This is a genomic window from Neorhizobium petrolearium (assembly GCF_017873175.1).
Lineage (GTDB): Bacteria > Pseudomonadota > Alphaproteobacteria > Rhizobiales > Rhizobiaceae > Neorhizobium > Neorhizobium petrolearium.
On sequence record NZ_JAGGJW010000016.1, the window covers coordinates 104,108 to 119,533 of the forward strand.

General features: G+C 61.3%; 10 protein-coding genes. 5 read left to right on the forward strand and 5 right to left on the reverse strand.

Features of this window, described 5'->3' with window-relative positions; all coding sequences use genetic code 11:
* Positions 1-29 precede the first annotated feature (29 nt).
* Positions 30-4,790: an NAD-glutamate dehydrogenase gene (locus J2046_RS26705; protein ID WP_210057001.1), complete on the forward strand. Its 4,761-nt coding sequence runs from the start codon at positions 30-32 to the stop codon at positions 4,788-4,790.
* A 50-nt stretch (positions 4,791-4,840) separates the two neighbouring features.
* Positions 4,841-6,226, forward strand: a complete 1,386-nt coding sequence (locus tag J2046_RS26710; protein WP_210057002.1) for an MFS transporter — start codon at positions 4,841-4,843, stop codon at positions 6,224-6,226.
* Positions 6,227-6,234: 8 nt separating this feature from the next.
* On the opposite strand, the gene purH is transcribed toward J2046_RS26710, so the two are convergent.
* The 4 genes from purH to htpX form a co-directional block, all read right to left on the reverse strand.
* Positions 6,235-7,851 carry a bifunctional phosphoribosylaminoimidazolecarboxamide formyltransferase/IMP cyclohydrolase gene (gene purH, locus J2046_RS26715; protein WP_210057003.1) on the reverse strand — a complete coding sequence of 539 codons (1,617 nt, stop codon included), beginning with the start codon at positions 7,849-7,851 and terminating at the stop codon, positions 6,235-6,237.
* Positions 7,852-8,017: 166 nt separating this feature from the next.
* A complete protein-coding gene (locus J2046_RS26720; RefSeq protein WP_210057135.1) occupies positions 8,018-9,700 on the reverse strand; it encodes a heparinase II/III family protein in 1,683 nt (560 codons plus the stop codon).
* A 99-nt stretch (positions 9,701-9,799) separates the two neighbouring features.
* On the reverse strand, positions 9,800-11,143 hold the full coding sequence (locus J2046_RS26725) for an RsmB/NOP family class I SAM-dependent RNA methyltransferase (protein WP_210057137.1): 1,344 nt from the start codon (positions 11,141-11,143) through the stop codon (positions 9,800-9,802).
* A 53-nt stretch (positions 11,144-11,196) separates the two neighbouring features.
* Entirely contained in the window at positions 11,197-12,171 is a 975-nt protein-coding gene (gene htpX, locus J2046_RS26730; RefSeq protein ID WP_210057004.1) for a zinc metalloprotease HtpX, read from the reverse strand.
* Between the two features lie 111 nt (positions 12,172-12,282).
* Between htpX and J2046_RS26735 the strand changes: the two genes are divergently transcribed.
* The 3 genes from J2046_RS26735 (at position 12,283) to J2046_RS26745 (ending at position 13,354) form a co-directional block, all read left to right on the forward strand.
* Positions 12,283-12,501: a DUF1674 domain-containing protein gene (locus tag J2046_RS26735; protein ID WP_210057005.1), complete on the forward strand. Its 219-nt coding sequence runs from the start codon at positions 12,283-12,285 to the stop codon at positions 12,499-12,501.
* Between the two features lie 103 nt (positions 12,502-12,604).
* Entirely contained in the window at positions 12,605-13,051 is a 447-nt protein-coding gene (locus J2046_RS26740; protein WP_210057006.1) for a thermonuclease family protein, read from the forward strand.
* Positions 13,052-13,123: 72 nt separating this feature from the next.
* Complete coding sequence (locus J2046_RS26745) at positions 13,124-13,354, forward strand: excalibur calcium-binding domain-containing protein (protein WP_210057008.1); 231 nt, start codon at positions 13,124-13,126, stop codon at positions 13,352-13,354.
* 35 nt (positions 13,355-13,389) lie between these two features.
* On the opposite strand, the gene acs is transcribed toward J2046_RS26745, so the two are convergent.
* Complete coding sequence (acs, locus tag J2046_RS26750; protein WP_210057009.1) at positions 13,390-15,342, reverse strand: acetate--CoA ligase; 1,953 nt, start codon at positions 15,340-15,342, stop codon at positions 13,390-13,392.
* Positions 15,343-15,426: the final 84 nt, after the last annotated feature.

Consider the following 15,426-nt stretch of genomic DNA (forward strand, 5'->3'; position numbering starts at 1 on the left):
GATCTTTGAACGGAAAAGGGGAGAGGGACATGGCTGCCAGGCAGAATCCGAAGCGGGAAAAGCAGATCGAAAGCGCACGCAAAATCGCTGCTGAAAGCAAGGGACCGCATCTCGATCCGTTCATTCTTTTTGGCCGGGCCAGCAACGACGATCTTGAAAACTATACGCCCGAAATGCTGACCCGCTCGGCGAGACATGCGGCCGAACGGTTGCAGGCCTGGACACGGATCCGGGCGGATATCACGGTGGAGGCCTTGTCCGGCGTTGAGCCGAACGGCGTGCCGGTTTCGGTGCTGACCGTCGTTGACCGGAACATGCCCTTCCTCTTCGATTCGATCATGGGCGAGGTGACCGCGACCCATCGCGACCTCTTCATGGCGGTCCACCCGATCCTCAATTTGGAGCCGGGAAAAGAACCAGTTCTGCGTTCCGGCGAGCAGCCCGGGAATCCGGCTCATCATGTGAGCCTCATCCAGATCCACATTGCGCCGCTGAACCGGGAACAGGCGACGGCACTCACCGAGCGTATCCGCCACATCCTCGACCAGGTGCATCTGGCGATCACCGATTGGGCCTCCATGTTGGAGGTACTGGAGGGGGCAGCAAAGCAGCTCAACAATTCCGCGAGCCGTAAAAAATCTGATCGGGAGGAGGCGCTCGCCTTCCTTGACTGGCTGCGCGACGACAATTTCACCTTCCTCGGCATGCGTGAATACGTCTATTCCGGCAAGGGCCCAGAAGCGAAGCTCGAACGCGGCAAGGGCCGCGGCTTGGGCATCCTTTCCGATCCGGACGTTCTCGTGCTGCGCCAGGGCAAGGACGCGGTGATGACAACGCCGGAAATCCTGGAATTCCTCGACGGACCGGATTTCCTCATCGTCACCAAGGCCAATGTGAAATCGGTCGTCCACCGACGAGCCTATATGGACTATGTGGGCGTCAAGCGCTTCGATGAAAAAGGCGAGGTCGTCGGCGAATTGCGCGTGGTCGGCCTTTTCACGGCGACTGCCTACACTCACTCCGTTCGCGAAATCCCGCTTCTGCGCGCCAAGGCGGCCCGGATCGAGGAGCATTTCGGCTTCGACCCCGACAGCCATTCCGGCCGCATGCTGGAAAACACGCTGGAATCCTATCCCCGCGACGATCTTTTCCAGATCGATACGGACCTGCTTGCGAGATTCTGCGAGCAGATCATGGAATTGAGTGAGCGCCCCCGCGTCCGGATACTGCCGCGCATCGACCATTTCGACCGTTTCGTATCCGTCATCGTCTATGTGCCACGCGAGGACTATAACTCGCTGGTCCGCGAGAAGGTGAGCGATTACCTTGCCAATGTCTACGACGGCCACGTCTCCGCCTATTATCCGGCCTTCCCGGAGGGCGGGGTCGCGCGCGTCCACGTCATCATCGGCCGGCGCGGCGGCAAGACGCCACGAATCGCCCAGGTGAAGCTGGAAGAGGCGATCCGCCTGATTGCCACGCCTTGGGAAGAACGTTTCGCGATGCTGGCAAAGGAAGGCCCGCGTCTTTCCGTCACTCAGGCCTTCCAGGAAACCTTCACGCCCGAGGAAACCTTCGCGGACTTGCCCGATATCGCAGCATGCGCTGCCGGTGAGACGATCCGCATCGCCTTCTATCGCCGCCCGGACGATGCCGCAAACACCGTCTCGCTGAAGATCTTCCACAAGGATCAGCATTTGTCGCTCTCCCGCCGGGTGCCTTTGCTGGAAAACCTCGGATTCCATGTCGTCAGCGAGCAGACGTTCGAAATCCATGTTGGGCCGGAAAGCAAGCTCGTCGTGCTGCACGACATGGAATTGCAGCTCAATAACGCCCGCGCGGTCGATCTTTCCCGTGAGGGGCCGCTGCTCGAGGAAGCATTCCTGTCCGCCTTCGACGGGCTGATCGATAACGATGGCTTCAATCGGCTCGTCCTGCTCGCGGGTCTTTCGGCCCGCGAAGTCACGGTCTTGCGCGCCTATGCCAGATATCTGCGTCAGGCCGGCATCGTCTATTCGCAGGCCTATATCGCTGACACGCTCACCAGATATCCGGCGATTTCCGCCGCCATCTTCCGCCTCTTCCGCGACGGCTTCGATCCGAAGATTGCCGAAAAGACCCGCGTCAAGAAGCTCGTGGATATCCATGCGGAGATCGAGGAGGCGCTTTCCAGCGTGCCTAACCTGGACGAGGACCGGACATTCCGCCGGTATGTCAACGCGGTCGATGCGACGCTGCGCACTAACTACTTCCAGCGTGAGGCCAACGGCTCGCCAAAGCGGATGCTGGCCTTCAAGCTCGATCCGAAACTGCTCGACGGTCTGCCGGAACCGCGCCCCTTCCGGGAAATCTTCGTCTACGGCACGGAAGTGGAGGGCGTACACCTGCGCTTCGGCAAGGTGGCGCGCGGCGGCATCCGATGGTCCGACCGCGGCGAAGACTACCGCACCGAAATTCTCGGTCTCGTGAAGGCGCAACAGGTGAAGAACGCCGTCATCGTGCCGGTCGGCGCGAAAGGCGGCTTTTTCCCAAAGGCGCTGCCTGCAGGCGGCTCGCGGGAGGAAATCTTCAATGCGGGGAAGGAGGCCTACAAGACCTTCATCCGCGCGCTCCTCTCGATCACCGACAACATCACCGGTGCGGACGTGGCCGGCCCGGAAAACACGATCCGCATCGATGGCGACGATCCCTATTTCGTCGTGGCGGCCGACAAGGGCACGGCGACCTTCTCCGACACGGCCAATGCTCTGGCGCAGGAAGCCGGCTTCTGGCTGGACGATGCCTTCGCCTCCGGCGGTTCCGCAGGCTACGATCACAAGAAGATGGGCATCACCGCCCGCGGTGCCTGGGAGGCCGTGAAACGGCATTTCCGGGAGAAGGACATCGACATCCAGACGACGCCGTTCACCGTCGTCGGCGTCGGCGACATGTCGGGCGATGTCTTCGGCAACGGCATGCTGCTGTCGCGCAAGATCAGGCTCGTTGCCGCCTTCGATCACCGCGACATCTTCATCGACCCCGATCCGGATACCGAAAAGTCGTTCGCCGAGCGGGAACGCCTGTTCGCATTGCCGCGCTCGAGCTGGCAGGATTACGACCGCAAGGCGCTCTCCGAAGGCGCGATGATCATTTCCCGTGCGGAAAAGTCGGTAAAGCTGACGAAGGAAGCGGCAGCGGCAATCGGCATCGACAAGACCGCCGCAACGCCCTTCGAAATCATGACGGCGATCCTGAAAAGCCCGGCCGACCTGCTCTGGTTCGGCGGCATCGGTACCTACATCAAGGCTGCGTTCGAGACCGACGCCGAAGTGGGCGACCGCACCAACGATCCGATCCGCATAGCGGCCGACGAAGTGCGCGCCAAAGTGATCGGCGAGGGTGCCAATCTCGGCATGACCCAGAAGGGCCGCATTGCCTATTCGCTTGCCGGCGGCCGCTGCAATTCCGATGCGATCGACAATTCCGCCGGCGTCAACTGCTCCGACGTCGAGGTCAATATCAAGATTGCGCTGAATTCGGCCATGCAGGACGGGCGCCTGACGCGGGACAAGCGCAACCGCCTCCTGGCCTCGATGACCGACGAGGTGGCCGGCCTCGTCCTTCGCAACAACTATCTCCAGCCGCTGGCGATCTCGCTGGCGGAACGGAAGGGGCTCGCCAATCGGGAGGAATTGTCCCGCCTCATGTCCGTGCTGGAGGCCCAGGGTCACCTGAACCGCAAGGTGGAAACCCTTCCGGACGATGCCGAACTCGCGGAACGGTATCTGTCCGGCCGGCCGCTCACCAGGCCGGAAATCGGCGTGCTGCTATCCTACGCGAAGATCGTGCTTTTCGATGCGCTGGTCGAAAGCAGCCTTCCGGACGATCCCTATTTCGCCGCAGTGCTGCAGGCCTATTTCCCGGCCAGGATGCAGAAGCCCCATGCGGCTGATATCGCAAACCACCGCCTGCATCGCGAGATCATCGCCACCGTGCTCGGCAACGAAGCGATCAACCGCGGCGGGCCGGGCTTCATACAGCAGATGAGCGACATGACGGGGACCACGGCCGCGAATGTCGTGAAAGCCGCCTTCCTTGCGCGGGACGGTTTCGACCTGCCGAAGCTTTGGGCCGAGATCGATGCGCTGGACGGAAAGATTGCCGGCCAGACGCAGAACGATCTTTACGCCCGGATCGGCGAAATCTTCGCGGAAGCCACGCGGCTCATCCTTCAGACACAGGTCGGTACGGGTGACATGGATGGGGCGATGAGCCGGCTCAAGGCTGCTATCAAAGGATTGCGCTCCTCGATCAACGGCGCCGAGGCCGTTGAAATGGCCGCTCGCGCCTCTGAGCTTGAAGTCCAGGGCGTTCCGGCTTCGCTCGCCCGGGAGGTCACGCTTCTTTCGATCCTTGTCCTGGTGCCCGAGATCATGCTGATCGCCGACCGGACCGGCGAGACCATGGCGCGCGCCACCGAAAGCTATTTTTCGGCAACCGAGACCTTCCGTGTCAACCGGCTCCTCGCGGCCGGCAGCCGGATCGGCACATCGGACCACTATGAAAGCCTGGCGCTTTCCCGCAGCCTGCAGCAGATCACTGCGGCCCGACGCGATATCGTCATCGCCGCACTGGGCGCTTATCCCAAAGAGAAGAAGCCGCTGGAAGCCTGGGTGAGCAATGATCGCGTGCACGTGAACCGCATCGGCGCCGAACTGGTGGTGTTAAGCGAGAGCAGTGATCTGACGCTTCCCAAGATCATGGTCGCGGCGGGTCTGCTCAGCGATCTTGCACACCACCCGGTGGCGTAGCGCGAGTGGCGAGAGGTGGCTGACGTGGGGGAAAAGATGGCGTTTCTCACATGGATGACGCACCGGTGAAGCCCCACCGGCGCGGTATCTGGGGCTGGATGCTCTTTGACTGGGCGGCGCAGCCGTTCTTCACGGTTGTCACCACCTTCGTCTTTGGCCCCTATTTCGTTTCGCGCCTGACGAGTGATCCGGTTTCGGCACAGGCCGCCTGGAGCAACATGGCGACGATCTCGTCGATCGTCATCGCCATTCTCTCACCGGTCCTGGGCTCGATCGCCGACCAGTCCGGTCCCCGCAAGCCATGGATCGCCTTCTTCGCCGCCATCAAGATCACCTCGGTCGCCCTGCTCTGGTTTGCCGCGCCCGGCTCGCCGATCATCTGGCCGCTCGCCTTCATGATCTTCGCCTCGATCGCCGCGGAATTCTCGACCGTTTTCAACGATTCCATGATGCCGCGCCTGGTCTCCGCAAACGAGGTCGGCAGGATTTCGAACATTGCCTGGGGCCTCGGCTATCTCGGCGGCATGATCGTGCTGATCGCGGTCGTGACGCTGCTTGCTGCCAACCCCGATACCGGCGTGACGTTGATCGGCATGCCGCCGCTCTTCGGCCTCGACCCGCATCTCGGCGAGGATGCCCGGATTACCGGTCCTATTTCCGCCCTCTGGTATCTTGTCTTCATCCTGCCCATGTTCCTCTTCACCCCGGATGCGGGAAAGGGCGTACCGCTCGGCAAGGCCGTCCGGTCGGGCCTGCGCGAACTCAGCGGCACCTTGCGGGAGCTGAAAAGGCGGACCGGCATCGCGAAGTTCCTGGTCGCGCGCATGCTGTATCAGGATGGCGTCAATGGCCTGCTCATTCTCGGCGGCACGTTTGCAGCCGGCATGTTCGGCTGGGCGACGATCGAGATCGGCATCTTCGGCATCATCCTCAACGTCGTGGCGATCTTCAGCTGCATCGCAGCCGGCTGGCTGGATCGCTTCCTCGGATCCAAGGGCGTTGTGGTCATCAGCCTGGTATTGCTCATCATCGCGACGCTCGGCATCATTTCCACCGGCCCGGGCTTCGTCTTCTTCGGACTTCTTCCACTCTCGACGGAAGACGGCGGCGGACTGTTCGGCACCGCCGCGGAAAAAGCCTATATCCTCTTCGGGCTGCTGATCGGCATCGCTTTCGGCCCGGTCCAGGCCTCGTCAAGATCCTATCTTGCACGTAGCGTCAGCCTGTCGGAGGCGGGCCGCTATTTCGGCATTTACGCGCTATCCGGCCGCGCCACGAGTTTCATGGCAACGCTCTTCTTCTCGATGGCCACCTATGCCAGCGGCTCCGCCCGGCTCGGCATGTCGACGCTGATAATCTTCCTGGCGGCCGGCCTGGCGCTGCTTCTGGTCACACCATATCCGGCCGGCAGGCCTGAGAAGAGTCCGGCTCAATAGCTTCGTGCTCAGTGCCGGAAATGCCGCATGCCGGTGAAGACCATCGCGACATTGTGTTCGTCGGCGGCGGCGATCACCTCCTCGTCCCGCATCGAACCGCCCGGCTGGATGACGGCCGTGGCACCGGCGGCGATCGCCGACAGCAGGCCGTCGGCGAACGGGAAGAAGGCCTCGGATGCGACAGCCGATCCCTTGGTCATCGGCTCGGCCCAGCCCATGGCCCTAGCCGCCTCTTCCGCCTTGATGGCGGCGATGCGGGCGGAATCGACCCGGCTCATCTGGCCGGCGCCGATGCCGGCCGTCTGCCCGTCCTTGGCATAGACGATGGCATTGGACTTCACGTGCTTTGCCACCTTGTAGGCGAACTTCATGTCTTCCAGTTCGGCCGGCGTCGGCGCCCGCTTGGTGACAACGCGCAAATCAATGTCCTCGACCATGCCGTTGTCACGCGTCTGCACGAGCAGACCACCGGAAACGGTCTTGGCCGTGATGCCCCGCGAACGCGGGTCCGGCAGGCCGCCGGTCACCAGCAGGCGGAGGTTCGGCTTCCTGGCGATCACCGCTTTCGCCTCTTCCGAGACTTCCGGCGCGATGATGACTTCCGTGAACAGCTTGACGATCTCTTCGGCCGTCTCGCCGTCGAGCAGTTGGTTGAGCGCGATGATGCCACCGAAAGCGGACGTAGAATCGCAGGCCAGTGCACGCAGATAGGCGTCCTTCAACGTCGGACCGGTCGCAACGCCGCAGGGGTTGGCGTGCTTGATGATCGCACACGCGGGGCCTTTGCCCTGCAAGAACTCCGCGATCAGTTCGAAGGCGCCGTCAGTATCGTTGATATTGTTGTAGGAAAGCTGCTTGCCCTGCAGGAGCTTGGCGGTCGCGACACCTGGGCGGTTCTCGCCGGTCACGTAGAAGCCGGCGTTCTGGTGCGGGTTCTCACCATAGCGCATTTCTTCCTTCAGGACGCCTCCGATCGTCCGGTAGCGCGGCATCTCGATGTCGAGCGCCTCGGCGAACCAGTTGGAAATCGCCGTGTCATAGGCAGCGGTACGGGCATAGGCCTTGGCCGCCAGCTTCTGGCGGAAAGCGTAGGCCGTCTGGCCCTCGCTGGTACGCAGCGCCTCGATCAGCGCCGGATAGTCGGATGGATCGACGACGATCGTCACATAGGCGTGGTTCTTGGCGGACGCGCGGATCATCGCCGGGCCGCCGATATCGATATTCTCGACCGTCGTCGGGTAATCGCCGCCGGCGGCGCGCACCTCCTCGAACGGATAGAGGTTGATGACGGCGAGATCGATACCTTCTATGCCATGCTCCCTCATCGCGGCCGCATGCTCCGCATCGTCACGAATGGCCAGCAGCCCGCCATGGACAGTCGGGTGCAGCGTTTTCACGCGGCCGTCCATGATTTCCGGAAAACCTGTGACCTCCGAAACGTCCCTCACCGGCAGGCCGGCGGCCGCGATCGCCTTGTGCGTTCCGCCCGTCGACAGGAGCTTCACGCCCTGGGCGACCAGTGCCTGCGCAAGCTCGACGATGCCGGTCTTGTCGGATACCGAAAGCAGCGCGGTACGAATCTTGACTCTGTCAGGCGCGGGGATCTTCTTGGAAACGACGGCCATCGGTCTCTCCTCAAAATGCGCCGCAAAAGCCGGCGCCATCAAAAGATGGCCGCCGGTTAGCATAGCTTCGCCCCTGAGGAAACGCCTAATCCATGTCCCCCGGAAGTGGGAGCCGCTTTCGGGATAACGACAGGTAGAATAACAGAAGATTGAAGCGCGCTGCGTGTTAATCTCCGCGCCTCAGCATCCAGCGGATTTCTGATGTCTCCGGTGGCGAAAATTCGATCACGAGCTGCTGACTCGGCCTGACGCCGGAGACATCTGCAAAGAAGATATCCTCCTCTATCAGGACATCGAGACCGGGGGCGGCAAAGATCCAGGTCTCGCCATCCGGCGCCCGCATGACGACGCTTTCCTCATCGCGCCGGGAAAGCACAATAGCCGGATGGATATGAAAACGTGCCACGGCCGCGAATGGCCCGTTTTCGGGCACTTTACCTTCCGGCAGGAACAACCGGTCATGGCCTTTGATCTTGTCGCCCTTGACGTTGAGGCCGATCTCACGTTCATGAAAATAGCCGAATTCACGAACATAGCCATTGTGGCGAGCGCGCAGCCAGTCGTTGCCATGCATATCGTCCCACCGTTCGACCTCCACCTCCGATACACCGCCGAGCAGGATCGGCCCGGCAAACCTGGAGCGGACGATGCGGGTGGATGAGGTCTCATTGAGTGTCACGGTCGAATGGGCAGCCGTCGACCTGGCGACCTGCCGGTAGCTCCGGCCGGCATATTTTGGTGCCCCGCAGTTAACGATGAAGCGGTGCCGACCGGCTGACATCTCGAAGGAAAGACAGCCGGCATGCGCACTGCGCGAAAGTTCGGCGGAAAGCGAATGCCCTGTATCGACGATCAGTGTGGTCCCTTCCACCGAAAGCCGGTGATAGTTCATGTGCGGCAGGGCCTTGAATGGCTTGCCTGCGGTCTCGTCATATCTCAGCACCGACATCAGCTCGCTAGCCGGCGTCGAACTCGCTCCATTGAACAGCGCAAGGTCACCGTCCTGATGCCGGAAGAACCGAAGCGCCGGATACATACGGTCAATTGTCGGAATGAGTTTCTGCGGTAGATCGTGGCCGAGGTTGATATAAGTCTGGCGAAGAGGCAGGAGATCAATCAGGAGATTGAGGACCGCGCGGGGATTGCGCGATATGTGGCCACCATCCGTCATGATCTGCCGCTCCAGTTCGCGGTCGAGCCGGATGCCCTCGCGACGGATATGGGCGGCCCGCATCGGCATCGAAACCGAAGCCATCGCAAGCGCGATCCTGAGCCTAAGCCGCGTCTCGCCTTCCGGCAGGCAGCCGGCTATCTTCCTCAGGTATCCGACCTGATAGGCAAGGCTTCTCATGAAGCGTCGGTAGAATCCCGCCTCCGCTCCCTGCAGCACTACGGTCGAATGGGAGAGCCAGGCGATCACCCGTTCTGCTGCGACATTCGCCTCCCAGGCAATGCCTTTCGGACGTCGGCCATGCAATGCGATCCAGCCTGACACCATCTGCCGTGCATGGGCGCAGGTTGCTTCCGTCTTGTTGGTACGGATATGCCTGAGCCAGGCAAAGGAATGGAGTCGCTCGGCAAAGGCGCGGGACGGAAGCTCGATGGAAAAGGGCGACTCACCAAATGTTTCGAGAATTCTCCCGGCCAGCGGGAAACGATCTTCCAGTATTTCTTCCGCCACGAAAGAATCGAGTGCCCTTAGATCCGTTGGCGCGACAATCAGCCTGTCCGGCACCTGAAGGGCAGAAGATGTCACAGCGAGACGAATTCCGGCAGACCGCCGGCAAAGGCGGCGCCAGATTTCCCGAATGCCGTAGGAAAAAAGCCTCCGGCGATCCGCGATCCGCATCGTCAATCTGGAACACTCCGCAGGAATTCTGTCACCGCCCATTCGGCGGGAATCATTTTAGATTATTCGAAAGAATGTACTTGCATGGTGAATAAAGCCTTACCGACGCTGCAGCACGCTCGCGAAGAACCCGTCCATGCCGCCCGCAAAATTCTCGTCGCCTGGCAGCATGGCCGGCGTGGTGCGGAATTCGCCGAGTGGCGAGATCGCCTCTCCAAGCCCTGGCCAGTCCCTGGGATCTACGGGCAAACGCTGCAGGTCCGGATGATCCCCGAGCACGCGCGCCACCAGTTCCTCCCCCTCATACGGATCGAGAGAGCAGTTGGAGAACACGATAATGCCGCCCGGCTCCACCAGCGTGACGGCGTGGCGCAACATCCTTTCCTGCAATGCGGCGAGCTTGGCGACATCCTCAGGCCCCTTGGTCCAGAGCACGTCCGGATGCCGGCGCGTTGTGCCAGTGGAGGAACAGGGAGCATCGAGCAGCACGCCGTCCAACGGTTCCTCCGGGCGAAAATCGAACAGATCGCCACCCACCAGATCGGCCTTGAGCCCGAGCCGCTTCAGGTTTTCCTCAAGCCGGACAAGCCGGTTGGCGGACTGCTCGACCGCCATGACGTGGGCGCCGGCAAGAACCAGCTGCGCCGTCTTGCCGCCCGGCGCCGCACAGAGATCGACCACCTTTTTCCCCTTGAGATCGCCGAACAGTCTGGCGGGAATGCTCGCCGCCGCATCCTGCACCCACCACGCTCCCTCTTCGAACCCATCGAGCGCCGACACCGCCCCCTGAAAAGCGGCCAGCCGGACGCTGCCGGTCGGCAGGACCTTGCCGCCGAGTTTTTCCGCCCAGGCTTCGGGATCGGATTTCACCGTCAGGTCGATTGCTGCCGGCACGAGCTGCGCCTCCGCAATGCGTTCGGCCTCTGCATCGCCATAGGCGACGACGAGTCGCTCGCGGAACCAGGGTGGCACGGGCGAAACCTCGGCGATCTGCGAGAGCATCTCCTCCCTCTCCCGCACCATCCGGCGCAGAACCGCGTTGACCAGCTTGGCGAAACGGCGGTTACGGGGGTCGCGGTTGGCCTGCTCGACGGCGAGGTCGACCGCTGCGTGTGGGGGAACATCGAGATAAAGAATCTGCGCGGCGGCCGCGACGAGCACGTGATGAAGCGCACGCGCGCCTTCCGGCAGGGGATTGTCGATTAGGGAAGCGATCGCCGCTTCTATGCGGGGCAGATGGCGGAGCGCGGAGGTCAGGATAGCCCGCGTCAGTGCCCGGTCAGCGTCATTAAGCGCCCGGTAGGTGGGATTGCCATGGACCGGATCGAGCATGCCATCGAGCGATATCTTTTTATCGACGACGGCCGCCAGCAGTTTGGCGGCCGTGGCACGAACCTCCAATCCGGGCTTTGGAAGGCCTTCACCCCCGGCAGGCGAGACCATTTTTCTGCGGTATTCCGGCGGTTTGGAAGGCTTCTTTTTCTTCTTCTTGTCGTTCAAGACCAGGGACCTTTGCGCGGTTCGTCCGAGCCGCGGCCCCAGCCGGAATTTGAACCGGTATTCGGTACAGAGCGCGCGGTGCGCTGCGGTCTATCAGTCCCGAACCCGGTCGTCGAGGTGGCCTGGCGGAACTCGCCCGCCATCTGCTGCAGGGCGGCGATGCGGTTTTCCGTGTTCGGGTGGGTCGAGAACAGATTGTCCATGCGCTCGCCCGAGAGCGGATTGATGATGAACATATGAGCTGTCGCCGGATTGCGCTCGGCTTCATAGTTCGGGATCACATGTGCCGCATTGGCGATCTTGGCGAGCGCCGAGGCCAGCCACAGCGGGTTGCCGGAGATTTCCGCGCCGCGCCGGTCGGCCGAATATTCGCGCGTGCGGCTGATTGCCATCTGCACGAGCATCGCCGCAAGTGGTGCGACGATCATCGCCACCAGCACGCCGATGAATCCGAGCGGGTTGTTGTTGTCGCGATTGCCGCCGAAGAAGAAGGCGAAGTTGCCGAGCATGGAGATCGCGCCGGCAAGTGTCGCGGTGATCGTCATGGTCAGCGTATCGCGGTTCTGGATATGCGCGAGCTCGTGCGCCATCACACCGGCGACCTCTTCATGCGTGAGACGCTGGAGCAGTCCGGTCGAAGCGGCAACGGCGGCATTCTGCGGGTTACGGCCGGTCGCAAAAGCGTTCGGCTGCGGATTGTCGTAGATATAGACCTTTGGCATCGGCAGGCCGGCATTGGCCGCAAGATCGCGGATCATGGTGTAGAATTCCGGCGCGGTGCGCGCATCGACTTCCTTGGCGTGATAGGCCGAAAGTACGAGCTTGTCGGAATTCCAGTAGGAAAACACGTTCATGCCGGCAGCGATCAGCAGAGCGATCATCATACCGCTCTGCCCACCGATCAGAAATCCGACCCCCATGAACAGGGCCGTCATGAAGGCCAGAAGCATGGCGGTGCGTATCATGTTCATCGTCATCTCTCCAGTTGCCGGTATTACAAGGGGTTTTACCATGCCGGCGAACGTCCTATCATGTGGTCAATTCAACCACAGTTTTCAATAAACCATCCGGTGATGGAAGAGATGCTAGATCCAGACAACGACAACATCGGCAAGACACAGGAAGAGAGCGCTGCTAGGAAACCGCTATCCCCCGCGGCGCAACGCGCCCTGAAGGAAGCTGAAGAACGCCGGCAAGCTGCCGCCAATGCGGAGATGCCGAAAGAAATCGGCGGCCGCGGCGGTGCGGATCCGGCCCGCTTCGGCGACTGGGAGATCAACGGTCGCGCTATCGACTTCTAGGGCGGAACGCAGGAGGGTGCCAGCTGTGTTTGGGAAGCACCTCGCTTTATGATAAGTAAATATTCCTATTGACTTGGGCCGAATATCGGAATTTATTCCTTTCATGGTCAAGAAGCTTCTGATTCTCGCCGGTTTTGCCGCGGTGCTCAACACCGAAGCACAGGCGCGTGACGAGATTTCGGGACCGGTCGCCGCAGAAATTCTGCGCGTGATCGATGGCGATACCTTGCTTGTCGAGGCGCAGCCCTGGCCGCAGCAGAAGATGGAAGTCTACGTCCGTATCCGCGGCATCGACACGCCGGAGCTCCGTTCCAAATGCGCCAAGCTCCGCCGAATTGCCTTTGACGCCCAGCATGCGCTGCAAATGCTCGCAGAAGCATCACGTCAAATTCAGCTCACCCGCATTTCAGGGGACAAATATTTCGGCCGTATCGTCGCCGACGTCACGCTCACCGATGGCCGAAGTGTCGCCGACAATCTGCTCCTCGCCGGTCTGGCGCAAAGCTATGACGGCGGACGCAAGCCGCGACAGGTTTGCCAGACGAATTGATTCAACCTCAGGATTTAAGCGGTTGCTTGAATTAGGCAGCACGCAAACTTACCCTCCCTTCGGGGGATAAGTATGAAACGGCTGACAATCTTGATCTGTGTCCTGGCCACTCTTGCGGCCTCGGCAACCTATGCCCAGAGTTCGCGAAAAACCTGCAAGCAGGTTGACAGTTGTGAAGAAGCGGTCGAGATCTGGTGCGAAGGCTATCGCCGGGCTGATGCGGACAAGGACGGCATTCCTTGCGAAAACATCTGCCATACGCGGGAACAGGTCGAGGAAATCCGATCCCGCATCGGATGCTGAAAGGCCGCCCGGAGATCCGGACGGCCTTCCCGTGATCAATCCGCCTTGTTCTGGCGGTTGGCGATCAGGTCGTCCACCACCGCCGGCTCGGCGAGTGTCGACGTGTCGCCGAGCGAACCGAAATCGTCCTCGGCAATCTTGCGCAGAATGCGGCGCATGATCTTGCCGGACCTCGTCTTCGGCAGGCCGGGCGCGAACTGGATCTTGTCCGGCGTCGCGATCGGGCCGATTTCCTGGCGGACGTGCTTGGTGAGCTCCTGCCGCAATGTATCCGTGCCATCGTTGCCGGCCATCAGCGTTACATAGCAATAGATGCCCTGTCCCTTGATGTGATGCGGATAACCAACCACGGCGGCTTCGGAGACCAGATGATGCGAGACGAGCGCCGATTCGACTTCGGCCGTACCAAGGCGGTGGCCGGAGACGTTCAGCACGTCATCGACGCGGCCGGTGATCCAGTAATAGCCGTCTTCGTCGCGGCGGCAGCCGTCGCCCGTGAAATATTTCCCCTTATAGGTCGAGAAATAGGTCTGTACGAAGCGCTCATGGTCGCCATAAACGGTGCGCATCTGGCCCGGCCAGCTATCGGTGATGCAGAGATTGCCGTCGGCGGCGCCTTCGAGAACATTCCCTTCGTTGTCCACCAGTTGCGGCTTGATGCCGAAGAAAGGCATGGTCGCCGAACCGGGCTTCAGGTCTGTCGCACCCGGCAGAGGCGTGATCATGTGACCGCCGGTTTCCGTCTGCCACCAGGTGTCGATCACCGGGCAGCGCTGTTCACCGACCACGTTGTAGTACCATTCCCAGGCTTCCGGATTGATCGGTTCTCCGACCGTGCCGAGCAGCCTGAGGCTCGTCCGCGAGGAACGCTTCACGAATTCGTCGCCGGCGCCCATCAGCGAGCGGATCGCCGTCGGCGCCGTGTAGAAGATGTTGACCTTGTGCTTGTCGACGATTTCCCAGAAGCGGCCCTGATCCGGGAAATTCGGCACGCCCTCGAACATCAGTGACGTGGCACAGTTCGCAAGTGGACCGTAGACGATGTAGGAATGGCCGGTCACCCAGCCGACATCCGCCGTGCACCAGTAGATGTCGCCATCGTGATAATCGAAAACATATTCGTGGGTCATCGCCGCGTAGACGAGATAACCACCGGTCGTGTGCAGCACGCCCTTGGGCTTACCGGTCGAACCCGACGTGTAAAGGATGAAGAGCGGGTCTTCGGCCTTCATCTTTACCGGCTCACAATGCGGCTTCACGCTGGCGATTTCCTGGTGATACCAGAGGTCGCGGCCGGGCGCCCAGTTCGTCTTGCCGCCGGTGCGGCGCACGACGAGCACCTTGTCGACCGTCACATACTGCCGGGCAGCGATATGGATGGCGGTATCGGTATTTTCCTTGAGCGGCACCGGCTTGCCGCCGCGCACGCCCTCGTCGCAGGTGATGACGAAGGTAGACTCGCAGTCGACGATGCGGCCGGCCAGTGCTTCAGGCGAAAAGCCACCGAAGACCACCGAGTGGACCGCCCCGATGCGGGCGCAGGCAAGCATCGCATAGGCCGCTTCCGGGATCATCGGCATGTAGATGGTAACCCGGTCGCCCTTCTTGACACCGTGCTTCTTGAGCACGTTGGCCAGCCGGCAGACTTGATCGTAAAGCTGGTTATAGGTGATCTTCTTGTCGATATAGGGGTTGTCGCCTTCCCAGATCAGCGCGGTGCGCTCCCCATGCGTCTTCAGGTGGCGGTCGATGCAGTTGTAGGAGACGTTGGTGAGCCCGTCCTCGAACCACTTGATCGAAACCTTGCCCTTGAACGACGTGTTCTTGACCTTGGTGTAAGGCTTGAACCAGTCGATGCGCCGACCGTGCTTGCCCCAGAACTTGTCCGGATCTTCGACGCTCTCCTCATACCACTTTTCGTATTTTTCCTTGTCGATCAAAGCGCGTGCTTTGACGGGCCTGAGCACCGGATAAATTTTTTCGGACATGAATACCTCCCATTCGAAATGCCGAAGCCAAGGTCAGACTTTAGCGATTTGTGCCGCATTCATAACAGGTGGAGCAACCCGGAC